Below are 20,825 nucleotides of genomic sequence, written 5' to 3' on the forward strand. Positions count from 1 at the left end.
GGCGGAACTACTGTGGATCCCATGACTCACGTGGTGGTAGCAGGTGCCGGTCTTGCCGGAATTGCATGTGCGCACGATCTAGGCCGAAAGGGCGTCGACGTCACCCTCGTCGACCGCAACGACTATCACCAGTTCCAGCCCCTGCTGTACCAGGTGGCGACGTCGCAGCTGCCCGCCGAGGACATCGCCCGGCCGTTGGCGTCGATCTTCGAGTCGATGAAGTCGGTGCGCGTCGTCCAGGCCGAGATCACCGATCTGAACTTCTCCGAACGCTCCCTCGTAGCGGGTGGCGAGCGGGTGTCCGGCGACTACCTGGTGGTGGCTGCGGGTGCGACGGCCAACTTCTTCGGCACCCCGGGCGCCGAAGAACACTCGTTTCCGCTCTACTCCGTCGCCGACGCCGAGAAGCTGCGTCACCACGTCAGCGACCTCCTCGGGGGCGAACACGACCCGCTGGACGTGGTGATCGTCGGAGGCGGTCCTACCGGAGTCGAAACCGCGGGCGCGTTCGCCGAGCTGTTCACGGCGCTGCGCAAGATGAACCACCCGGGCGGCCGCGGCGAGGCGTGGTTGATCAACCACGGGCCCGCGCTGCTCGCGCCGTACAGCGAACGCTCCCACGAGTACGCCCACGACAAGCTCGTTCAGCACGGCGCGAAGGTGCGGCTCGGCGTCGGTGTGGCGTCTGTCGACACCGACGGTGTGCAGCTGTCCGACGGCTCTCGCCTGGCCTCCCGCACTGTCGTCTGGGCAGGCGGGGAGTCCGCGTCACCCATCGCGTCCACGGCGTCGGTGACGCCCGGCCACGGCGGCCGCATCGACGTACTCGCCGATCTGACGGTACCGACGTTCGACGACGTGTACGCCGTCGGCGACGTGGCCAACATCCCCGGTTCCGACGGAAAGACATTGCCTCAGTTGGGATCCGTTGCGCAGCAGGCAGGAGCGTGGACCGCCCGCAACATTCTGTTGTCCATCGCGGGTGAACCTCGAAAGCCGTTCGCCTACAAGGACAAGGGAATCATGGCGATGATCGGACGCGGCGCCGCCGTCGCCGAGGTGGGAGCGCACCGTCACCAGGTGGAGGGTCCCCTCGCGTTCGCGGCCTGGTTGGGTGTGCACGCCGCCCTGCTCAGCGGCGCGCACAGCAAGGTCGACGCTTTCCTGTCCTGGGCGTGGGACTATTTCGACAGCGACCACGCTGCCATCGTCGAATGCCACGGCGACCCCAAACGCATCGCCTGGGCAGGCGACGCCAAGCCGACGATCTGACGCCGACGCTAGGTTCGGCTCTGGGCGTACTGGACAACTCGGCGTGCCGATCGTGCGACGGCCTCGTCGATCAGACGTCCGTTCTTGTCGACGCCGACGCCGGATGTCGCCTGCGCAAGGGCCTCCAGGATCTCCTCGGCCTCCTGCACCGCCTCCGACGTCGGTACGAAGGCGTCCCGTGCCGGGGCCACCTGGGCCGGGTGGATGCACGCTCGGCCGCGGAACCCCAGCCTGCGCAGTTCCACGGTGTCGGCAGCGAACGCGTCGGTGTCGCGGAACTCGACCGAGACCGCGGCGAGGGGCGGCTCGAGCCCCGCTGCCGCGCTCGCGACAACGACCTGACTGCGTGCGAACAGCAACGCGCGACCGTCGTCGCCGGGCTCGATGGACAGGTCGGCGGCGAGGTCGACCTCGCCGATCTGCAGGAACCGCAGCCTCGGGCCCGTCGCGATCGCCGGTAGGGCGAGTAGCCCCTTTCCCGTCTCGATCAGCGCCGAGAGTTCCGCGTGCGGTGCGACCGTATCCAGAATGCGCGCGGCTGCTTCGATCTCCTCGAGCGATTCGACCTTGGGTAGCCAGATGCCGGTGAGGTTCGGGCCTGCAACCGCACGGATGTCTGCATCCTGCAGAGCACCCGGATTCACCCGCACCCAGATCTCGACCTGCCCCGGTTCGCAGGCGGCCAACCACGCGGCGACGGTACTGCGCGCCTCGTCCTTGTTCGACGCGACGACTGCGTCTTCCAGGTCCAGGACCACGGCATCGGCTCCGGATCTCGACGCCTTGTCGAACCGAGCAGGTACGTCGCCCGGGACGTACAGGAACGTCAGTGCGGTCATCCGATCACTCCGTGGCCTGCCACGAGTGCCTTGGCGATGACGGTGCGCATGATGTCGTTGGTTCCTTCACCGATCGCCATCAGTGGGGCATCTCGGTACAACCGCTCGACCACGAATTCCGTGGAGTATCCGTAGCCGCCGTGGATGCGCATCGATTCCAGACTGGCTTCGATCGCGGTTTCGGAGGCGAAGTACTTGGCCATCCCGGCTTCCATGTCGACGCGTTTTCCCGAATCGGCCTGCGATGCAGCCCAGTACGTCATCAGCCGCGCGGCTTGCAACCGTGTCGCGATGTCGGCGATCTTCAGTTGGATGGCCTGGAAGTCCGCGATGGATTGGCCGAATGCGGTGCGTTCCTTCGCGTACTTCAGTGCGGCATCGTAGGCAGCCTGGGCGATTCCGACGCTGCGGCCCGCGATGTTGAGTCGCCCGATCTCCAGCCCGGACAGCGCCTGCTGCAACCCGCGACCCTCGACACCACCGAGGAGGGCGGACGCTGGAACGCGGACGTCCTGGAGGTGGATTTCGCACGACTCGGTGCCCTTGTAACCGAGCTTGCCGAGATCGCGCTGTACTTCGAATCCCTCGGTCTCCGTGTCGATCAGCAACAGACTCATGCCTTTGTGCGCTGGATCGGCGGTGTTGTCGGTTTTCACCAGCGTCGGCAGGACGTTGGCGTAGCGGGCGTTGGTGATCCACGTCTTGGTCCCGTTGACGATGTAGTGGTCACCGTCGCGCTTGGCGGTCGTCCGAATTCCCTGCAGGTCGGTACCGGCACCGGGCTCGGTGAGGCCGACGCCGGTGCGATACACACCTGCCGCGAGTTTGGGAAGCAACTGTTCCTTCTGCTCCTGGGTACCGTGCTTGGCGATCATCCAGCAGGACAGGTTGTGACTGCCGAGGATGCCCGCCACACCCATCCACCCACGTGCGAGTTCCTCGTAGACCAGCGTGAAGGACACCTTGTCCAGGTCCAGTCCGCCGAACTCCTCGGGAGTGGTGATTCCGAACAGGCCCATCGCTTTGAGATGTTCGACGATTTCCGTCGGGTATCGGCCGCTGCGCTCGTATTCGCTTGCAACCGGGATGATTTCCTTGTCGACGAACTTTCGCAGTGCGGATCGAAAGTCCTGCTGTTGCTCGGTGAACGTGAAATCCATGACGTGTCCTAGGAGTCGGTTGTTCGGGAGATCTCCGCGGCCAGATCGAGCACGCGGGTCAGGTCGGGTTCGAGTTCGAGATTCGCGACGATGTCGGCCAGCTCGGCGGCGCGTGAATGTTCACCACAGTTGGCCAGGAACTTCGCGCGCAGTTCGTCGTCGGTCAACGGCGAACTCGGCGTCCCCCGGCTGCCACCGACCTCACCGGTGAGCGTGGAACCGTCGCGCAGGGTGATGACGGCCTTGCCCGGTGCCGCGGCGGCCGGACCGTCGGTGGGCGCGTCGATCACCTCGACCGCCTTGGCGATCTGCAGAACATCACTGCGCGAGATCGACTCGTCGGTGTAGGTCGCGATGGTCACCGACCCGTCGACGAGCAACGCGGCCACACTCCACGGCAAATCGAACTTGGCATCGTAGGTACTCCGCGGTGCGGCCGTACCCGCGTGCTCGCCGCACACGAAGGGAGACGAATCCGGATGCACGTGCACCTGCACCGACACGATGTCCGACGGGTCGACGACGGTTCCTGCCGTCGCTGCGGTCACCGCATCGAGGGTCACGTGCATGAGCTGGCATGCCGGGTACGGTTTGATGCCGATCTGCGCTGCTTCCCAGCGTGTTCCGAGGTCTTCGGTCAGCACGGCGAAGTCGACGGGCCGATCGGCAAGGGCCGCGTACACGCCTCGGCGACCGTCGAGCACGGTGCGCGGTCCGGTGGCCCCGGCAGCGGCGAGACGAGCAGCGAGGATGCCGTCGACACTGGCGCTACCCGGGTGCAGCGACTTGGTGTCCGCTGCCGTGTCGAGGAATTCGAGGAGCCCGCCGCTCGACGATCCGGCGATACCCAGTGCGTCGACGACGGTGTCCTCGCGCGAGCCGACGAGTTTCGATGCCACCACAGCTGCGGCGAGTGGTCCTGCTACCGCAGTGGCGTGCAGTCCCCGTGCATGGAATCCGTGCGGACTGACGGCGCCGAGTCGGCACACCGTCTCCATTCCGATCACCGACGCCGTCACCACCTCGGCACCCGTCGCGCCTACTTCCTGGCCGACGGCCAACGCTGCGGGAAGCACCACTGCAGTGGCATGCACGAGCCCGCCGGCGTGGGTGTCGTCGAAATCCAGTGCGTGCACCAGTATTCCGGTCGCCATGGCAGCGGCGGGCGCCGAGAGTGCGACGTCTCCGCTGAGCGCTCGGGCTTCACCCGGCCCTCCGAGTGCGTGCGCGACGGCCCACCCGGGAGCGCCCGCACCCAGCCTCCGCGCGGCGATGGCGTCGCCGATCCCGTCGAGGAGGTGCCGTTTCACGGCGTGGGCGACCGCATCCGGGACATCGTCGGAACCGAAGGAAACGACCCATCCAGCAAGGGTTTCCGATGCCGTTCTCATACGGTGCTTCCCACTGCCGTCTTCCCGAATGCGCCGCTGCGGCGAAGATCGGCGACTGTCTCGGCGTCGTAGCCGAGCGAATCGAGCACCTCGTCCAAGTGTTCTCCGCGAAGTGGGGCGCGGGTGTAGACGGCAGGCTCGCTGCCGAATCGAACGGGCGATGCGACCTGTTTGATCGTGCCGAGATTCGGGTGTTCGGTCTCCACGATGAGGCCGCGAGCGAGAGTGTGCGGCTCGGTCAGCGCCTCCGCGATGTCGTTGATCGGTCCGGACGGCACACCCGCCGGTCCGAGCAGCGAAAGCCAATGGGCCACGGACTCCGTCGCGAAGATCTTCTCCAGTATCGGCAGGAGAGCGTCGGCGTTCTTTCCGCGTTCGGTGAAGTTCGCGAACCGCGGGTCCGACGCCAGGTCCGGCGCACCGATGGCCTCGACGAGGCGCTGCCAGAACTTCTCCTTCGCACAACCGACCACGAGCCAACCGTCGGACGCCTCGAAGGCCTGGAACGGAACGAGCGACGGATGAGCCGAGTTCTTGGTCCGGACCGGCTCGAAACCTTCGTTGAGGTGCCACGTGGCCGGATAGGTCAGCAGTCCCATGGCCGTGTCGTACAACGACAGATCGCAGTCGCCGCCGACGCCGTCACGCCGTGCCGCATGAAGGCCGGCGAGAATGCTGATGGCGGCCACGAACCCGCCCGAGTAGTCGACAAGGGACAGACCTGATTTGGTCGGTGGACCGTCGGGATCACCGGTGACGGACATCCACCCGGCCAGGCCTTGGAGAATGTAGTCGTACCCGGGTTCCTTCGCGCGCGGGCCGGTCATACCGAACCCGGTGAGGCTGCAGCACACGATGGCGGGATTGAGATGCTTCAGGTCGTCGTAGGTGATGCCGATCTTCGCCGGCACGTCGCCGCGGAGGTTGGAGTAGACGACGTCGCTTTCTCGCACCAAGTCCTCGAAGACGCGGCGCCCGGACTCGGTGTTCAGGTCGATGGAGATACTGCGCTTGTTCCGGTTGAAGGTCTCGAAGAACAACGAGTCCTCCCCCGACGCATACGGAGGCACGTACCGCCCCACGTCGCCTCCGACACCGGGGTCCTCGACCTTGAGGACGTCGGCGCCGAGGTCCGCCAGGTGGAGGCTGCCGAACGGGCCGGCACCGTACTGCTCGAGCGACAAGATCCGTACGTCTTCCAGTGGTCTCATTTCGCCACCCCGTTGGTTCCGGTCGAGACGAGGGCCGACAGTTCCAGCGGCCCGGCCTTGGCGTCGGGAAAATAGTTCTGGCCGATTCCGCTTGCGCGAGTGGCGATCATGACCGACCGCTTCCAGGAGATGATTTCGTCGCCGTCCTGATTCAGTCCGCGCGTGATCATCGAGATGATCCCGGCGTACGGCCGGGACTTGGATTCGCGTTTGTCCGTGCAGAGGCTTTCCGCGTACAGGGTGTCGCCTGCGTACAGCGGGTGACTCATCTTGATGTCGGTGAACGCGAGATTGGAGATCGCGTTCTGACTCATGTCGAGCACCGAGATACCGAGAACAACGGCGACGGTGAGCCCGGAATTGACGATCACTCGCCCTTCGGTGATCGGATTCTGTTCTGCGACATGCGCATTGAAGTGATTCTGGTTCGTGTTCATCGAAAGCAGCGTGATCCACGTGTTGTCGGCTTCGCTGATGGTGCGACCGAGCGGATGCTGATACACGTCGCCGACGACGTAGTCCTCGAAGAATCGTCCGAGCGTTGCGGGGTGAGTTGCCACGGTGCCTCCTCAGGCTTGGGCTGTAGCGTTGCTCACACCATAAACATCAGATGATTAACGAGTCAAGAGCTCGATCGATCCCGCCCCAGGGTGAGTCGGACCATCCTCGCGGCCCCGCAGGCTCACCTTGACGACGTAAACGTCTTATGTTTAGAGTTGGACATCTGTTACTTACGTCTCATTCACCACCGTGAGTGGCCGAGGTCATTGCGGCGACGCTCCGCCGCTCGAATCCGCAACAAGTCTACGAGGCCTGCCATGTTCCTTCATCGAACCGCCGCCCTGTCGGTGGCGTTGACACTCGCTCTCGGACTCACCGCCTGTGGGTCGGATCCGGGCCCCGACGCCGACCCCGAGAACCCCGTAACCATCGACGTCACCGTGTCCGCAGCCGCGGAGATCTACAGCATCCCGTGGCTCGTCGCCCAGCAGCAGGGCCTCTTCGAAAAGCACGGGGTCATCGTCGAGAACATCGTGCCGGGCAAAGGCGGCAGCGCCACGATGCGCACGCTGCTCGACGGGAACATCCCCATCGGCGAGGTCAGCTACCCCTCCATCGTCCAGGCCGACGCAGGCGGTTCCGAGCTCCGGATCGTCGGAGGCGGCACCCAGGGGCCATACCCCATGAATTTCTACGCGCTGGCATCGAATCCGTCGATCAACTCCATCGACGACGTTCGCCGGTGGGCGTACACCCGCCCCAATTCCGCCTCCGACGCGCTCACGCTTCTGCTACCCGACCTCGCCGGCGTCGATGCGAGCAAGATCGAACGGGTCTCGTCGGGAGGCATCGGTGAAGGCCTGGCCCTCCTGGAAGCGGGCTCCGTCGACATCGCGCTCATCCCCTCCATCGTCGCCGAGCAGCGTCCGGAGGACTTCAAGCTCATCGTCAGCAGCCCCGACTACATGCAGAGGTTTCTGCAGTCCACGATCACCACCACGAAGGACTACGCCGAATCCAATCCAGGTGTCGTCCGCGCCATCAACGCCGGATACACCGAGGCCGTGGCGTCGATCAAGGCCGATCCCGAAGCCGCGGCGCAGATCTACGCCGCCTACACCGGGTTCGACGCCGCGTCGGCACTGGCGGTGGTGGAACGCGCATCCTCGGTCGACACGTGGGGCGGCGGATTCGACCCGGCTTCCGTGACATCCGCACAAGCGGGCGTCGAGGCGTCGGGCAGCGACCGAGAACCCGACTTCTGCACTCTGTTCGACCCCGACTTCCTGGCCGACGGCGTCGCGCGCGACATGCCTGTCGACTGCACCACCTGATCTTCACTCCGCCTGCACGAGAGGGTATTCCACGTGACACAGACAGACGATCGACCACGCACCACCACCACACCGAACATCGCCGTCGCCGACTCGGTGTCCCGGCGTTTCGGAGAGGTGACCGCTCTGCACAACATCGACCTGACGATCGGACGGGGTGAGTTCGTCTCCATCGTCGGGCCCAGCGGTTGCGGCAAATCCACGCTGCTCGAAATCTTCGCGGGCCTGCAGGACCACGACGGGGGCACCGTCACCGTCGACGACCGTCCGCTCACCGGCCCACGGAGCAAGACCGCCATCATCTTCCAGGAATCGGCGACGCTTCCGTGGAGGACCGTCCGCGACAACGTCGCGTTCGCGCTCGAGGTCAAGGGCGTCGGAAAGAAGGAACGACGGGCACGCGCCGACGAACTGCTCGCCACCGTCGGACTGTCGAAGTTCGGCGACCATTTTCCGACGCAGTTGTCCGGCGGTATGCGCCAACGCGTCGCCATTGCCCGATGCCTGTCGATGGAACCCGATCTGATTCTCGCCGACGAACCGTTCGGCGCGCTCGACGAGCAAACTCGGCTCGTCATGTCCTACGAGCTGCTGAAGATCGTCGAAAAGCTCACGTGTGGAGTCCTGTTCATCACCCACAGCATTCAGGAGGCGGTGTTGTTGTCCGACAGGGTGCTCGTCATGAGCGCGCGGCCGGGCCGATTCATCGACGAGATGCCGATCGATCTTCCGCGGCCCCGGTCGGAGGACGTCTTGTCCAGCCCCGAGGCCATCACCGTTCACGAGCGAATCTGGTCGACTCTGCGGGACGAAGCCAAGAAGACGATGAGCGTGGAGCCATGACGACCACGTCCACTGCGGCAGAAACAACGCGACAACGCTCCGTCGTACCGGGTTATCTGCGTCCCGCACCGAAAGCCGTACTGAAGATTCCAGCTGCCGGCTGGACCGCAGCGGTCATCGTACTGGCTGTGCTGGTGGTGGAGATGTACGCACGCTCCCCGTTGGCCTCGCCACTCGACATCGTGCCGGTATCCGACATGGCCGCCACAGCCCTGCAGCTCATGACCGATCCGGATTTCCTCGTCGATGCACTCGGGCGGACCCTCGGCGTCATCGTCGTCGCATTCGTTCTCAGTTCGCTGCTCGGGATCGGCGCGGCCTACCTGCTGTGGCGGTTCGATGTGTGGGACAGAGCATTCCAGCCCTACCTCAACGTGTACTACGCTGTGCCGACCTTCGCGCTGTACCCCATCATGGTCGTACTCTTCGGTAGCGGCATCGCCCCCATCGCCATACTCTCGACCATCTTCGCGTTCGGTGTCGTCGCGATGAACGCTCGTACAGGTTTCAACTCCGTCAGCCCCATCGTCGCCAAACTCGGGTCGACCTTGAGATTGACCCGGTGGCAGTACTTCCGGTCGATACTCCTGCCCTATGCATTGCCCAACATCGTCACCGGACTCAAGCTGGGCCTGTCCTACGCCATCATCTCCGTGCTCGCCAGCGAGTTCATCCTGTCGACCCAAGGCCTCGGTCACTACATCTCCATCGCCTACGACAGCTTCGACATCGCAGAGATGTACGCAGGAATCCTGGTCGTCACCGCTCTCGCCCTTCTCGCCACCCTCGGCATCTCCGCTGCCCTGAACCGATTCGATTGGAGGCGTCGCCGATGAGCACCGTGACCGCGAAGGTTGCCACCGCACCGGGTGCCGCACCGAAACGCTCCCCCTCGACGAAACCCAGCCTGCTGCGGCGGTTCGCACCCCCGGTCGTCGTCGCAGTCCTGGCTGTCGCTCTCTGGTGGCTCGCCGCCGTCGTGGCGAACAGCCTGATCTTCCCGACGCCCGCCGAGGCCATGTCTTCCCTCGCCGACGACCTCGGGAAAGCCGAATTCCGTGCGAACGTTCTCGATTCGTTGCGCATCCTCGCCCTCGGCTACCTCGCGAGTACCGTGGCCGGGTCGCTGCTGGGACTCGCTCTTGGAATCAGCCCGTTCTGGACACGGTCGATCCTGCCGATCTTCTACTCGATCAACAGCATTCCCAAGATCGTCCTGTACCCGATCTTCCTGTCGTTCCTCGGGATCGGCGAACTGAGCCGAGGCGGTTTCACGTTCTACGCAGCCTTCGTACCCATGTTTCTCGTCGCCGTCGAGAGCACCGCGTCGGTCCAGCAGATCCACCTGAAGATGGCAGCGTCACTGCAGGTCAGCTGGCCACGGCTGATCCGTCAGATCGTCATTCCCTCGGCGTTGCCGGCGTTGGCCACCGGAATGCGCATGACGTTCGGGCTCGCGTTCCTGGGATTGCTTCTCGCCGAGATGTTCTCGTCGTCCAGCGGCATCGGCTACGAACTGCTGCGCAACGTCAGCCTGGTCCGCATGGAGAACATCATGGGCACCGTCGTACTGATCATGGTGATGGCGCTGCCACCCACCATCGCACTCCAATGGCTCGAGCACCGGATCACCGCCAAGTTCGGCGGATGACCCCGCGCGTCAGCGCAGGACATCCGTTCCGACGAAGGGCACCAACGCTTCCGGTACCCGCACGGTACCGTCGGCCTGCTGGTGGTTCTCGAGGATGGCGACGATCCACCGGGTCGTCGCCAGGGTGCCGTTGAGCGTCGCCGCGATCTGGGGCTTGCCGTTCTCGTCGCGGTACCGAACGCCGAGACGACGCGCCTGGAAGGTCGTGCAGTTCGAGGTCGAGGTGAGCTCGCGGTAGGCGTTCTGGGTGGGCACCCATGCCTCGCAGTCGTACTTGCGGGCGGCCGACGAACCGAGATCGCCACCGGCGACGTCGATGATGCGGTACGGAAGCTCCACCGCGGCAAGCATCTCGCGCTCGAACTCGAGCAGCTTCTTGTGCTCGGCCGCAGCGTCCTCCGGCTTGATGTAGGAGAACATCTCGATCTTGTCGAACTGGTGGACCCGGATGATGCCGCGGGTGTCCTTGCCGTAACTGCCTGCCTCGCGGCGGAAGCACGACGACCATCCCGCGTAGCGCTTGGGACCGTCGGACAGATCGATGATCTCGCCCGAATGATAGCCCGCAAGAGCAACTTCCGACGTTCCGACGAGATAGAGATCGTCGGCCTCGAGCCGGTAGATCTCGTCCGCGTGCGCCCCGAGGAAACCGGTGCCCGCCATGATCTCCGGGCGCACCAGCACCGGCGGAATCATCATCGTGAAACCGTTCTTCACGGCTTTCTGCGCGGCGAGTTGCAGCATTCCCTGCTGCAGCAGAGCGCCGTACCCGGTCATGAAGTAGAACCGTGAACCGGACACCTTCGCGCCGCGTTCCATGTCGATCAGGCCGAGCGACTCGCCCAGTTCGAGGTGATCCTTCGGCTCGAAATCGAACGTCGGGATGTCGCCGACGGTCTCGAGCAGAACGTAGTCGTCCTCGCCGCCGGCGGGTGCGCCCTCCTCGACGATGTTGGAGATCTTGCGGGCCGCGACGTCGAGGGCCGCGTCGGCCTCGTTCTGCGTCGCCTCGGCAGCCTTGACCTGAGCCGCCAACTCGGACGCGCCGGCCAGCAGAGCCGGGCGCTCGTCGGGAGACGCCTTGCCGACCTTCTTGCCCAGCGCCTTCTGCTCGGCGCGGAGTTGATCCCCGGCCAGCACAGCTGCGCGACGAGACGCATCCGCCTCGAGCAACGCGTCCACCAGTGAAGGGTCTTCACCACGTGTGCGCTGCGAGGCTCGAACTACGTCAGGATTCTCGCGGAGGAACTTGAGGTCGATCACGGAGACAAACCTTACTTGCCGAGCAACCCCAGGTAGTCCTCGCGTCCGAACATCCGAGCTGCATCGATCGCCGACGGGTGACCCCCTGCCGGGTCGGCACCACCGTCGACGAGCGCCTTCACGACGTCGTCCTCGCCCTTGAACACAGCACCGGCGAGCGGCGTCTGACCTTTGTCGTTGGGCCGATTCACGTCCGCACCCCGCTCCACCAGGGCATTCACCGTCGCCGCATGCCCGTGGTACGCCGCGAGCATCACCAACGTGTCCCCGGCAGAATTGTTCAGATCGACCGGAACACCCGCATCGACGTACGCCGTCAGCTCCTCGGTGTCCCCGGCACGAGCCATGTCGAACAGCCGTCCGGCGAGCTCGGCAACGTCGTCGGCGTCATCAGGTCCCGTCATGACAGTAGAAGTTACTCGGGCATGATGGAAGGCGATGTCCAGCAAGCCCGAGAAACCGAACCAGCGCACCGTCACCGCCCACGTCGCGCGTCGTGGCCTGGTGCTCGTCGCCATCGGCGCCGTCGCCGCCGCGGCGATCACCCTCTTCGTGTCCGACGGTTTCTCCCAGCCCGAGAAGATCACGACGCATTCCGAGGCAGGTCCCGCCACCGACGGCCCGGTGTCCGCGGCGTCCTTCGGCTCGGCCGACCCGGGCACCTGCCTCGACTGGACGCCGACCGACGACCCCGAGACCGACCGCCAGGATCTGGCGGAAGTCTCCTGCGCCGAGCCGCATCGATTCGAGGTCGCCAAGGACGTCGACATGACCGCGTACCCGGGCCTCGAGTTCGCCCCGGGAGCCGCGTACCCCGGGGCCCTACGGTTCGGGCAACTACGCGACGAACACTGCATCGACGTCGTCGACGACTACCTCGGCACCAAGTTCGATCCGAGCGGCAAGTTCAGCGTCGGGCTCATGTTCCCCAGCCAGGCCGGGTGGGCGTCGGGCGAACGAACGTTGCGCTGCGGAATCCAGCAGTCCTCCAACACCGGCATCCCGCAGGAGATGAGCGGCTCGGTTCAGGGACAGGACCAATCGAACGTGTGGGACGTCGGAACCTGCATCGGCATCAACCAGAACGTCCCGGCCGACCCCGTCGACTGCGCCCAGGCACACGCCTTCGAAGTCGCATCGATCATCGACCTGCAGCAGCAGTTCCCCAGCGGCATCCCCACCGAAGCCGACCAGGACGCCTACCTCGAACAGACCTGCACCGAAGCCGTCAACGGCTACCTCGGTTCGGACACCGCGCTGCGAGACAAAACGCTCACGCTCTTCTGGAACACCATCGACGTCACCAGCTGGCTCGCCGGCTCACGCCAGGTGAGCTGCTCCATCGGCAAGGAACTCGACGAAGGCGGCTTCGCGACCATCGCCGGATCCGCGAAGGGCGACATCCTCATCAACGGTGAAGCCCCCGTGCCGCCCCCCGCCGCTCCCGACGGCCGAGCCCTCCCCACTCCGCTGCCCGGCGCAGCGCCGATCACTCCCGGAGGGTGACATTCCCACCGACATGACCCGCGCCGAGTTCGAAGAAGCCGTCGCCGACGCCCTCGACACTCTCCCGCCCGATATCACCGACCGCATGGACAACGTCGTCATCCTCGTCGAAGAAGAACACCCGACGGAAGACATCCTGGGCCTGTACGAAGGCGTCGCCCTCACCGAGCGCTACGAATACAGCGGACACCTGCCGGACGTCATCACGATCTACCGGCTACCGATCCTCGACATGGTCGACGACGCGGACACCGCCAAACGCGAAATCGCCATCACCGTCGCCCACGAAGTCGGCCACCACTTCGGTATCGACGACGAACGTCTGCACGAACTCGGCTTCGGCTGACCCCCGGCCCAGCTGCAGGCGGGAGGCGCTAGGCCGAGACCGCTTCCCTGGTGGGCGAGGAGGTGCGGTCGGTGAGGAAGGCGAAGACCAGGCCGAGGCCGAGCCACAGTGTTGCCTGGGTCGCGAGGGACGACAGTCGGAATTCCCAGAGCAGGGTGGCGGGGAAGTCGTCGCCGACTTCGTTGATTCCGGGTAGCAGTACGTATCCGAGTGCCGCGATGACGAGGAAGGTCAGGGTCGGGGCTCCGATGCGGATGGCGACGGAGGTCTGGGTCGACACGAGCTTGGCGACGTAGACACCGATGCCGACGGCGACGAGTCCGAGAACCACTGCTGCCAGCCACAGCCAGGTTCGCTGGGTGATCGTGTCCGGGTCTCCGACGGCGGGTGGGTTCGCGGGGTACTTGAAGAACGGGACCGCTTCGATGGCCACCCACCCGAGGAACGCCGTCGCGAGCGCGAGGATCGATCCGGGCAGTGCGGTGAATCGTCGGGCGTAGTGCAGTACCGCGGCGAAGATCGCTCCCAGAGCGAGACCGGCCAGCCCTGTCGCGAGGAACAGTCCTGCGCGTTGTCCGTCGCGGCTGACGAGAGCGTCCTCCTCGTCGTGCGAGTGTCCGGCCGCGGCCTCTTCACCGTGCGAATGCTCGCCCGCGCCTGCGGCTTCTTCGATGGCGATGGCCGAGTCGATGTGTGGCTCACCGATGGTGAAGGCCACCGCACCGGCGAGTAATCCGGCGATCAGGCCGGCCAGCAGACCGCGCACGAGAAGTTGGAGGAACGTGCCTCCGAGTGTGGTCAGTGGCACGGGAGCCCCAGCAGGTGGCGTCCGTCGTGCATCAACTCGTGCATGTACATCCCGCTGCGGGAGATGGCGCCCTGGTCGAAGCCGACCAGATAGAGCACGAGGAATGCGAGAAGGATGACCGCTCCCACCACGAGGGCGAGGGCCGCGGACTCCGCGGATCTGCTGGGATGGACGACTGTAGCCATGATTCGGTGTTGCCTCCTGGGATTGTGCGTCCCGTAGAAACGTCCACGACGTGTGAGTTTTCTGGCTGACAGGCCGGGACCTGCTCACAGTGGCGCAACCGCTCCGGATTTCCACCGGATTACCTGCACATGTCGCACTTACCCGCGAACTGTGGCACCGATCTCCTACAGCTGTCAATCGGAACTACAGTGACGCGCGTGGGCAATTCGGTGCTGCGACTGACGCTGGTCAGCCATGCCGTCACAGAAGCGCAGCGTCGGGCGCGCTTCGAATCGGACGAACCGGTCATTGCTCCTGTCGCCGTTCGGTATCCAGGCATCGCCGACGCAGTCGTGATCGCTCCCGAACTACGCGCCCGGCAGACTGCGGAGGGGCTCGGATTGACGGGGTCGACGACGCAGGCGATCGCGGACATCGACTACGGCGACTGGCGTGGCTCGACGATGGACCGACTCCCCGAGCCCGACGTTCTGGCGTGGCTGACGGACACATCGTTCACACCGCCCGGTGGCGAATCCGTCGACGATCTCTTCTCTCGGGTCACCGGTTGGATGGATCGTGTCGCCTCCGATCCGACGAGGGTCTGCGCGGTGACTCATCCCGCGGTGATCAGGGCGGCGGTCGTGCGAACTCTCGACGCACCGAAGCTGTCGTTCTGGCGCGTCGACATTCCGCCGCTGACCTCGACGACAGTGCAGTGTCGGGCGGGTCGATGGACCCTCCGCTCGGTCGCGGAAAAAATTAGCTGAGCTTTTTCTCGTTCTGCTGGAACCGATCGGGTTCCGGTCTCGTCCAATCCATACGAAGGGCGAATTCTCGGCAACGAGGGCCGCCGCATCGCGAGAACAACTTGAACGAGGAGTGAGCATGCCAGGTACCGTGCGCGTCGATCCTGTGGCCCTCGACGCTGCTGCCGCGGATCTCGATGCCGCGGCCGCGCGGTTGCAGGCGAACCTCACCGCGGTGTCACTGCCCATTCAACCGATTCCCTCCGGTAGCGAGGAAGTTTCTCTGCTCGCCAACCGGTTCTTCAGAAATTCGGCAGGCACGTTCTCCCCGGCCGCGGCCCAGGCGGTGGGCGAACTGATCGAGACGGCAGCTGCCCTCCGTGCGCAGGCGGCGGCCTACCGCAACGTGGATTTCGAGCACGGAAAAGCGCTGGGCAGCTGAGAACCTCCGCGCGCCGAACAACCTTCTTTCACGCCCACTCATCCTTGGGAGCAAAACGATGACACTCGGAGTCACCGGTGTGGTGTGGATGCCACGCTTGGCGATGGTCAACTCGACGTCGCTGTTGGCAGGTGCGGGCGCTGCTCCGTTGGCTGCTGCCGGCGGAGCCTGGCAGGCCGTCGCGGCTGCGTACGCGGACACCTCGATCACCCTCACTCGCGTGATGGCCGTTCTCGCCGCGGGGTGGGAGGGTGAGGCCGCCAATGCCGCTCAGGAGCGACTCGGTGGTTTTCTCGCCTGGACGCAAGGCGTCACGGCGAAGGCCACTCAGATATCCGGAATGGCTGCCGGCGAAGCCGCGGCGTACTCGACGGCCGCGCTGACCATGCCCAATCCCGTCGAGATCGGTGCCGTGCAGAGCGCCAAGATCGCCGCCTACGGTGCCGGTGGTGCGCTCAACGGGAGCGCCCAGGCGCTCGAAGTCGCCGAGCGCGCCCTCGACGTCCGGGCGGGCCTGGTCATGGAGGGTTACGAGGCCGCGACGACACCCCTTGCACTGCAGGTATCGTTCGACCATCCGCCGAAGATCGTCAACGACTCTGCCGTGAGCGGAGGCATCGACAGCGCGGGACGCCCCATCGACTCCGCACGATCTCATTCGGAGACAGGCATATTCGGCTTCAGCACCAACACGTCCCCGGCTCAGGCAGCTCTCGCCGCCGTCGGGTCCGCGCTGCAGAATCCCGCGTTGGCCGGTGCCGCAGGCCAGATTGCGAGCACGGCAGGTTCGGTCGCCGGGTCGTCGGTCACCACCGTGGCATCGGCGGCAACCAACATCGGCAGCGCCGCGGTGTCGTCGCTGATGAGCTCGAACTCCAGTTCCACCGGGCAGGCGTCGACCCCTGCCTCGTTCAGAACAGAGTCCCCGACGGCGGGGACGACGTCCACCCGTGCGGTGTCCGCGTCGAACGTCGGCGTGCCGGGCGCCGGTGGGCTGCGCTCGGGCAGCGGATTCGGTTCGGCTGCAGGTTCACTCGGGAGTCCGGTCGCAGGGTCGCCGAGCTCGGGCCCCGGGGTGGGCGGCGAACGCGCGGTCGGTACCGGGTCCATGTTCGGCTCTGCCGCGCCGGACGGCGCCGCGGCGGCACGCGGAGCCCACGGCCCAGGACCCGTCGGCGCAGGCCACAGCGGCAACAACGAAGACGACGAACACGACACACCCGGTTATCTACGTCAGTTCGAGCATTTCTCCGACGGGCGCACGGTTGCTCCCTCGGTGATCGGGGCCGATCCGTCCTGGAACGATCGTTGATCGACTTGGGAACCCAACCGCTCGGCCATACTCTCCCGTTCGCCGAGTTGGACGCGGACAGAACGGATTTCCTCGTCGACAGTTTGAGCATCGTCGAGTTGCCCGTCGTTCTCGACGTGTTCCCTCGCTACGACTCGTTCGAGAAGAAACACGAATCGCTCGCACGCGGTCATGCCGGCCTGGTGCAGGACAATCTGATTGTCGACGGCTTCATCCACCCGGACCTGGAGGCATGGCTCCGGATTCTCGAGCAGCCACGATGGTACGTATCGGCGCGTCGAATCCCCACGCCGTACACGGAGGACAGTCCGATCCTACGAATCTGCCTGGCAGCCAACAGCACTGGCACCGTGATCGCAACCAAGGCGGAAGGCCGTCTACGGCTGCGCATCGCAGCGGCCGACCCGGCCGTCGAGCTGTTCACCGAGCTCGGTAGTGGCCGGCCGTTGGAATTCCGTGGATTGTCGGCTCCGACGGACGGACTCGCGGAGGCCCTCGACGCTGCGCCTACCGACTCCGGGGCCACGGCATCCCGCCTGGCACACCTCGGAATCGACGCCGACGTGGCCCAGGAGGTGGCGTCGGCGATCAGTATGTGTTCGGCACAAGCCGAGATCACCTCGGTCACCGTCGAATCCGGCAACAGATCGGCAGGCGCTCACCCCGTCGCCTTCTTCGACACCCCGCGGGGACGGATCGCCGCGACGTCCAGCAGCGCTGCCGACGGGAGCCACTGGACCACCCTGTCCGCCGGCACCGACACCCGCATCAGAGCGGCCCTGTCCGAACTGATCGACAGGGCGCGCTGATCGACAGGCCGCTCTAGGAGATCGGGTTGTCCGCGGTCGTGCTTCCCTTGCCTTCGAACGGCGGCAGGAACGTACCCCAACGCTCGCAGGTCCAACCTGTTCCCGACGGCACCAGCTCGACGGTCTCGGTGTTGTCCAGATGGTTGTCCGCGGCGAATGTGCCGTCGACACCGGCGAGTACGGCGGCGACCAACCGGATCACGGCGCCGTGGCTGACCACAACGACATCGGCGGAATCCGGGGACGTCAGGTACTGCTCCCGCAGCTCGTCGAGAACCGGCACGTATCGGTCGAGGATGCTGCGCCCACTGTCCCCGCCAGGGACCGTGGCGTCGAGATCGCCTGCGTGCCAACGGCCGTAGATCTCAGTGAAGCCCTTGTGCGCGGCGTCGTCGCTCCGGTCCTCCCATTCCCCTGCCTGCGCCTCGTGAATACCTTCGCGCTGCTGGGGATCGAGTCCGGTGGCATCACCGATGTGCGTCGCTGTCTGCACGGCACGGATCGCGAAGGAAGAGACGAGAACGCTCGGAGGTGTCGACGCGATCGAGGCGCCGTAGCGCCTGGCTTGTTCGTGACCGTGATCGGTCAGCTGCGCCCCCGGAAGCTTCGTGTCGAGGAGCTTGTCCACGTTGGAGAACGTCTGTCCGTGACGGACGAGTACGAGCTTGCCCGTCATCGATCCTCCTCTTCGTCTCGGTGCGCACCTCCGCGAAGCGCACTCAACCATTCGATCTCCTCCTCCAACGACGGAGGACGGTGCCCTGTTCCCGTCGCGACAGGCCAAGATCCGAGGAACCGCAATTTCATCTTGCGGTGCAGTGCACGCAGTGCCTCGCCAACGGCTTCGTCGTCGATGTGACCGGCGAGGTCGAGGTAGAACCAGTAAGTGCCGAATTGCTCACGCGTCGGACGTGATTCGATGCGTGTGAGATCGATGTCCCTGATGCCCAACTCCGCAAGAGCCCGGTTGAGCACGCCGGGAACGTTGTCCGGCATCAGCACCAACGCGGTGCGATCGGCACCGGTTCGCGGTGGTGCGGATCTCGGAGGCGCGACGAGCACGAACCTGGTGCGCGCGTTGTCGACGTCGGCGACGCCCGCAGCAAGCGTCGGCAATCCCGTTTTCTCGCCGGCCAGCGGCGTGGACACCGCCGCGTCGGCCAGCCCGGCCGCAACATCCTCCGCCGCAGCGGCATTCGAGGAGGCGAATTGCACCTCCGCACCCGGGATCGTGGCGTCGATCCATTGCCGAACCTGTGCTGCGGCAATCGGATACGCACGGACCGTACGAACATCGGCGAGCGCGACACCGGGCGCGCCGAGAATCGAGAACGCGACGTCCACCTCGGTTTCGGCGAGAATCTGCAGCCTGCTGCCCGCGCCGAGAGCGTCGAGAGTGGGTGAGACCGAACCCTCGACGGAACTCTCGATGGGCACCACCGCTGCATCGACGTCGCCTGCGCGGACCGCGTCGAGCGACGCCGGCGGACTACCGAGTGGACGTCGTTCGATATCTCCGACGAAACCGAGATCCGCGAAGACGCCCTGCGCTTCGAACTGGCCGAGTGCCATCTCGGTGAATGTTCCCGATGGACCGAAATACGCGATTGTGGGCACGGAAGACGAGATTACGCCGACGGTGCCGGAACCAAGCCCGCTGCCGCGAGATCGTGATGCGCGGCGGTGGCGTCGTCGACCTCGATGCCGAGAAGTACCGTCCGCACCGCCTCCGCGGCCTCGGGCCTCAATGCCGCCAACGCGGCCGTGTCGGGGTTCGCCCATGCGGTGGCGATGTCGTCACCGCGCAGGGCTGCGACGGTGGCGGACAGCAACGCGATGACCTCGGAACCCGACCGAGCCCGCGCGAAGAATCCGCCGTCGGCGTGGGCGACGACGGCGAGCACGTCGGCGACCTGCCGCGGCGACGCCGACGCGATCAGACCGGGGATGCGGTGTGCTTCGACGATCTGCGTGACCGCGTCGAGTGTCGGTCCGTCACCGAGGTCGGGAAACAGAACCAGCGGCGACGGGACGCGCAGGGCGGTGGCGTCGTCGATGGTCTCGGCGTCGACGTCGAGGTGGAACCGGACGGCTTCGTAGACGGCGCGGGATCCTCGGAGTTCCTCGGGATCGATGTCGAGGTCGACGACGAGTCTGCCGAGCGCAGGTTCCCCCGGATGGTCGCGCAACACCGATGCGGACACGATCGCCGGACCGCTCGTCACCTCGTCGGCATCCCGCTCGACGCGCTCGGAGCTGCGGGAACGCTGGTGGAGGAGGCCGGCGACGAGGGCCCCCGGTTCCGGTCGGTGGGGCACGCCCAGGGTCAGGGGAATGGACACGGCTCTCACGCTAGCGCGGAGGAATTTTCGTCGTGCACTTGCGATACCGGCTCCCGTCATTTAACTTAGGTTTGCCTCACCTACTAGCAACCGCATCGGAGGAGCCCATGATCGGCGCCACGACGACCGGACCGTCGACCGCAGAACGAGTCCGCAGCGCTTGTGCGCGTGCCGAGGGTGCGGCTCTGGCGATCGAAGGCAGCGAACCCGTCGTCACGAGCCTTCACCACCTGCGGTCCAACGGTGAAGTAGTGCTTGCGGTGCCCAGCGATTCCGCTACCGGCGCCATTGCGTGGCAGTCGACCCGTGCAGGGGTCCCGGCTGTCCTCGAACTGACCGATCACGCACCACTGGCGTTGCGTGAGCCGGTTCGTTCGCTGGTGTGGCTGCGCGGCGAGCTACGGCCCGTGCCCGAGTCGCTGATGCGACCCATGGCCGGTGCCGTTGCCGCCGAGCACCCACACCCCGCACTGCTCGACGTCGGACATTCGACGGTGTTGCTGCGGCTGATCCTCACCTCGGCCGTCGTCGCGGACAGCACCGGCGCCGAGCCGGTCGCCGTCGACGACCTGCTCTCCGCCGAGCCGGATCCGTTCTGGGAGATGGAGACCAGCTGGCTGCAGCACCTCGACGAGGACCATGCAGACCTCGTCAACCAACTTGCCCGACGCCTCCCGCCGTCGCTGCGACAGGGACGCATCCGGCCTCTCGGCATCGATCGCTACGGCATCCGGTTGCGCATCGAAAGCGACTACGGGGACAACGACGTTCGGCTCGGTTTCGCCGAACCCGTCGACGACACCATGGCGCTGAGCCGCGCGCTCCGTGTACTCGCTGGGTGCCCGTTCCTGAACGGGTTGCGCGCACGGGGTTAGCTCATA

Annotated in this window: 24 protein-coding genes; 12 read left to right on the forward strand and 12 right to left on the reverse strand. The window is 65.7% G+C overall.

The annotated features are described in order from the left end of the window. The first annotated feature begins 21 nt into the window (after positions 1-21). On the forward strand, positions 22-1,272 hold the full coding sequence (locus BH95_RS18025; protein ID WP_019667107.1) for an NAD(P)/FAD-dependent oxidoreductase: 1,251 nt from the start codon (positions 22-24) through the stop codon (positions 1,270-1,272). Positions 1,273-1,280: 8 nt separating this feature from the next. Here BH95_RS18025 and BH95_RS18030 read toward each other — a convergent pair whose 3' ends face one another. From BH95_RS18030 to BH95_RS18050, 5 genes are read right to left on the reverse strand one after another with little or no spacing between them, the layout of a single operon-like run. Then, positions 1,281-2,111, reverse strand: coding sequence for an HpcH/HpaI aldolase/citrate lyase family protein (locus BH95_RS18030; protein WP_019667106.1), 831 nt, complete (start codon positions 2,109-2,111; stop codon positions 1,281-1,283). Further along, on the reverse strand, positions 2,108-3,271 hold the full coding sequence (locus BH95_RS18035) for an acyl-CoA dehydrogenase family protein (protein WP_037183380.1): 1,164 nt from the start codon (positions 3,269-3,271) through the stop codon (positions 2,108-2,110). Before BH95_RS18035 ends, BH95_RS18030 begins: the two co-directional genes overlap by 4 nt. 8 nt (positions 3,272-3,279) lie before the next feature. After that, a complete protein-coding gene (locus BH95_RS18040; protein WP_033189356.1) occupies positions 3,280-4,662 on the reverse strand; it encodes an MmgE/PrpD family protein in 1,383 nt (460 codons plus the stop codon). Then, positions 4,659-5,873 (reverse strand): CaiB/BaiF CoA transferase family protein, encoded by a 1,215-nt coding sequence (locus tag BH95_RS18045; RefSeq protein WP_019667103.1) that lies wholly within the window; start codon positions 5,871-5,873, stop codon positions 4,659-4,661. The genes BH95_RS18040 and BH95_RS18045 overlap by 4 nt, the downstream gene beginning before the upstream one ends. Next, positions 5,870-6,433, reverse strand: coding sequence for a MaoC family dehydratase (locus BH95_RS18050; protein ID WP_019667102.1), 564 nt, complete (start codon positions 6,431-6,433; stop codon positions 5,870-5,872). Before BH95_RS18050 ends, BH95_RS18045 begins: the two co-directional genes overlap by 4 nt. Positions 6,434-6,691: 258 nt before the next feature. Between BH95_RS18050 and BH95_RS18055 the strand changes: the two genes are divergently transcribed. The 4 genes from BH95_RS18055 to BH95_RS18070 are packed head-to-tail and all read left to right on the forward strand — an operon-like array spanning position 6,692 to position 10,202. Beyond that, positions 6,692-7,708: an ABC transporter substrate-binding protein gene (locus tag BH95_RS18055; RefSeq protein ID WP_019667101.1), complete on the forward strand. Its 1,017-nt coding sequence runs from the start codon at positions 6,692-6,694 to the stop codon at positions 7,706-7,708. 33 nt (positions 7,709-7,741) lie between these two features. After that, a complete protein-coding gene (locus tag BH95_RS18060; protein WP_019667100.1) occupies positions 7,742-8,551 on the forward strand; it encodes an ABC transporter ATP-binding protein in 810 nt (269 codons plus the stop codon). Then, on the forward strand, positions 8,548-9,387 hold the full coding sequence (locus BH95_RS18065; protein WP_037183381.1) for an ABC transporter permease: 840 nt from the start codon (positions 8,548-8,550) through the stop codon (positions 9,385-9,387). The genes BH95_RS18060 and BH95_RS18065 overlap by 4 nt, the downstream gene beginning before the upstream one ends. Further along, a complete protein-coding gene (locus BH95_RS18070; protein WP_037160503.1) occupies positions 9,384-10,202 on the forward strand; it encodes an ABC transporter permease in 819 nt (272 codons plus the stop codon). Before BH95_RS18065 ends, BH95_RS18070 begins: the two co-directional genes overlap by 4 nt. Before the next feature lie 9 nt (positions 10,203-10,211). On the opposite strand, the gene serS is transcribed toward BH95_RS18070, so the two are convergent. Together serS and BH95_RS18080 are read right to left on the reverse strand one after the other, a co-directional pair. Further along, complete coding sequence (gene serS / locus BH95_RS18075; RefSeq protein ID WP_019667097.1) at positions 10,212-11,465, reverse strand: serine--tRNA ligase; 1,254 nt, start codon at positions 11,463-11,465, stop codon at positions 10,212-10,214. 11 nt (positions 11,466-11,476) lie between these two features. Next, the gene (locus BH95_RS18080) at positions 11,477-11,869 is read right to left on the reverse strand and encodes an ankyrin repeat domain-containing protein (protein WP_019667096.1); all 393 of its coding nucleotides are present in this window, start codon (positions 11,867-11,869) and stop codon (positions 11,477-11,479) included. Positions 11,870-11,903: 34 nt separating this feature from the next. Between BH95_RS18080 and BH95_RS18085 the strand changes: the two genes are divergently transcribed. After that, positions 11,904-12,971 (forward strand): septum formation family protein, encoded by a 1,068-nt coding sequence (locus BH95_RS18085; RefSeq protein WP_019667095.1) that lies wholly within the window; start codon positions 11,904-11,906, stop codon positions 12,969-12,971. A gap of 13 nt (positions 12,972-12,984) precedes the next feature. Continuing rightward, complete coding sequence (locus tag BH95_RS18090) at positions 12,985-13,317, forward strand: metallopeptidase family protein (RefSeq protein ID WP_019667094.1); 333 nt, start codon at positions 12,985-12,987, stop codon at positions 13,315-13,317. A gap of 28 nt (positions 13,318-13,345) precedes the next feature. Here BH95_RS18090 and BH95_RS18095 read toward each other — a convergent pair whose 3' ends face one another. Continuing rightward, complete coding sequence (locus BH95_RS18095) at positions 13,346-14,125, reverse strand: CbtA family protein (protein WP_037183383.1); 780 nt, start codon at positions 14,123-14,125, stop codon at positions 13,346-13,348. Beyond that, positions 14,116-14,310, reverse strand: coding sequence for a CbtB domain-containing protein (locus BH95_RS18100; protein ID WP_019667092.1), 195 nt, complete (start codon positions 14,308-14,310; stop codon positions 14,116-14,118). Before BH95_RS18100 ends, BH95_RS18095 begins: the two co-directional genes overlap by 10 nt. A 198-nt stretch (positions 14,311-14,508) precedes the next feature. Between BH95_RS18100 and BH95_RS18105 the strand changes: the two genes are divergently transcribed. The 4 genes from BH95_RS18105 (at position 14,509) to BH95_RS18120 (ending at position 17,602) form a co-directional block, all read left to right on the forward strand. Further along, positions 14,509-15,060, forward strand: coding sequence for a histidine phosphatase family protein (locus tag BH95_RS18105; RefSeq protein ID WP_037140715.1), 552 nt, complete (start codon positions 14,509-14,511; stop codon positions 15,058-15,060). 118 nt (positions 15,061-15,178) lie between these two features. Beyond that, positions 15,179-15,481 carry a PE domain-containing protein gene (locus BH95_RS18110; protein WP_170949280.1) on the forward strand — a complete coding sequence of 101 codons (303 nt, stop codon included), beginning with the start codon at positions 15,179-15,181 and terminating at the stop codon, positions 15,479-15,481. A gap of 58 nt (positions 15,482-15,539) precedes the next feature. Continuing rightward, the gene (locus BH95_RS18115; protein ID WP_230594111.1) at positions 15,540-16,793 is read left to right on the forward strand and encodes a PPE domain-containing protein; all 1,254 of its coding nucleotides are present in this window, start codon (positions 15,540-15,542) and stop codon (positions 16,791-16,793) included. A gap of 5 nt (positions 16,794-16,798) precedes the next feature. Beyond that, complete coding sequence (locus BH95_RS18120; RefSeq protein WP_244165029.1) at positions 16,799-17,602, forward strand: ESX secretion-associated protein EspG; 804 nt, start codon at positions 16,799-16,801, stop codon at positions 17,600-17,602. Between the two features lie 13 nt (positions 17,603-17,615). On the opposite strand, the gene BH95_RS18125 is transcribed toward BH95_RS18120, so the two are convergent. From BH95_RS18125 to BH95_RS18135, 3 genes are read right to left on the reverse strand one after another with little or no spacing between them, the layout of a single operon-like run. Then, positions 17,616-18,278, reverse strand: a complete 663-nt coding sequence (locus tag BH95_RS18125; RefSeq protein ID WP_019667087.1) for a histidine phosphatase family protein — start codon at positions 18,276-18,278, stop codon at positions 17,616-17,618. Further along, complete coding sequence (gene pheA, locus BH95_RS18130) at positions 18,275-19,219, reverse strand: prephenate dehydratase (protein ID WP_019667086.1); 945 nt, start codon at positions 19,217-19,219, stop codon at positions 18,275-18,277. Before pheA ends, BH95_RS18125 begins: the two co-directional genes overlap by 4 nt. An 11-nt stretch (positions 19,220-19,230) precedes the next feature. Then, a complete protein-coding gene (locus BH95_RS18135) occupies positions 19,231-19,944 on the reverse strand; it encodes a hypothetical protein (protein WP_019667085.1) in 714 nt (237 codons plus the stop codon). A gap of 107 nt (positions 19,945-20,051) precedes the next feature. Between BH95_RS18135 and BH95_RS18140 the strand changes: the two genes are divergently transcribed. Then, on the forward strand, positions 20,052-20,819 hold the full coding sequence (locus tag BH95_RS18140) for a DUF2470 domain-containing protein (protein WP_019667084.1): 768 nt from the start codon (positions 20,052-20,054) through the stop codon (positions 20,817-20,819). Positions 20,820-20,825 lie beyond the last annotated feature (6 nt).

The organism is Rhodococcoides fascians A44A, assembly GCF_000760735.1.
Lineage (GTDB): Bacteria > Actinomycetota > Actinomycetes > Mycobacteriales > Mycobacteriaceae > Rhodococcoides > Rhodococcoides fascians_E.

Coding starts and splice junctions, on each gene's coding strand:
- BH95_RS18025 (WP_019667107.1), top strand. CDS start 22: ATGACTCACGTGGTGGTAGCAGGTGCCGGTCTTGCCGGAATTGCATGT.
- BH95_RS18030 (WP_019667106.1), bottom strand. CDS start 2,111: ATGACCGCACTGACGTTCCTGTACGTCCCGGGCGACGTACCTGCTCGG.
- BH95_RS18035 (WP_037183380.1), bottom strand. CDS start 3,271: ATGGATTTCACGTTCACCGAGCAACAGCAGGACTTTCGATCCGCACTG.
- BH95_RS18040 (WP_033189356.1), bottom strand. CDS start 4,662: ATGAGAACGGCATCGGAAACCCTTGCTGGATGGGTCGTTTCCTTCGGT.
- BH95_RS18045 (WP_019667103.1), bottom strand. CDS start 5,873: ATGAGACCACTGGAAGACGTACGGATCTTGTCGCTCGAGCAGTACGGT.
- BH95_RS18055 (WP_019667101.1), top strand. CDS start 6,692: ATGTTCCTTCATCGAACCGCCGCCCTGTCGGTGGCGTTGACACTCGCT.
- BH95_RS18065 (WP_037183381.1), top strand. CDS start 8,548: ATGACGACCACGTCCACTGCGGCAGAAACAACGCGACAACGCTCCGTC.
- BH95_RS18070 (WP_037160503.1), top strand. CDS start 9,384: ATGAGCACCGTGACCGCGAAGGTTGCCACCGCACCGGGTGCCGCACCG.
- BH95_RS18080 (WP_019667096.1), bottom strand. CDS start 11,869: ATGACGGGACCTGATGACGCCGACGACGTTGCCGAGCTCGCCGGACGG.
- BH95_RS18085 (WP_019667095.1), top strand. CDS start 11,904: ATGTCCAGCAAGCCCGAGAAACCGAACCAGCGCACCGTCACCGCCCAC.
- BH95_RS18090 (WP_019667094.1), top strand. CDS start 12,985: ATGACCCGCGCCGAGTTCGAAGAAGCCGTCGCCGACGCCCTCGACACT.
- BH95_RS18100 (WP_019667092.1), bottom strand. CDS start 14,310: ATGGCTACAGTCGTCCATCCCAGCAGATCCGCGGAGTCCGCGGCCCTC.
- BH95_RS18110 (WP_170949280.1), top strand. CDS start 15,179: ATGCCAGGTACCGTGCGCGTCGATCCTGTGGCCCTCGACGCTGCTGCC.
- BH95_RS18115 (WP_230594111.1), top strand. CDS start 15,540: ATGACACTCGGAGTCACCGGTGTGGTGTGGATGCCACGCTTGGCGATG.
- BH95_RS18125 (WP_019667087.1), bottom strand. CDS start 18,278: ATGACGGGCAAGCTCGTACTCGTCCGTCACGGACAGACGTTCTCCAAC.
- BH95_RS18140 (WP_019667084.1), top strand. CDS start 20,052: ATGATCGGCGCCACGACGACCGGACCGTCGACCGCAGAACGAGTCCGC.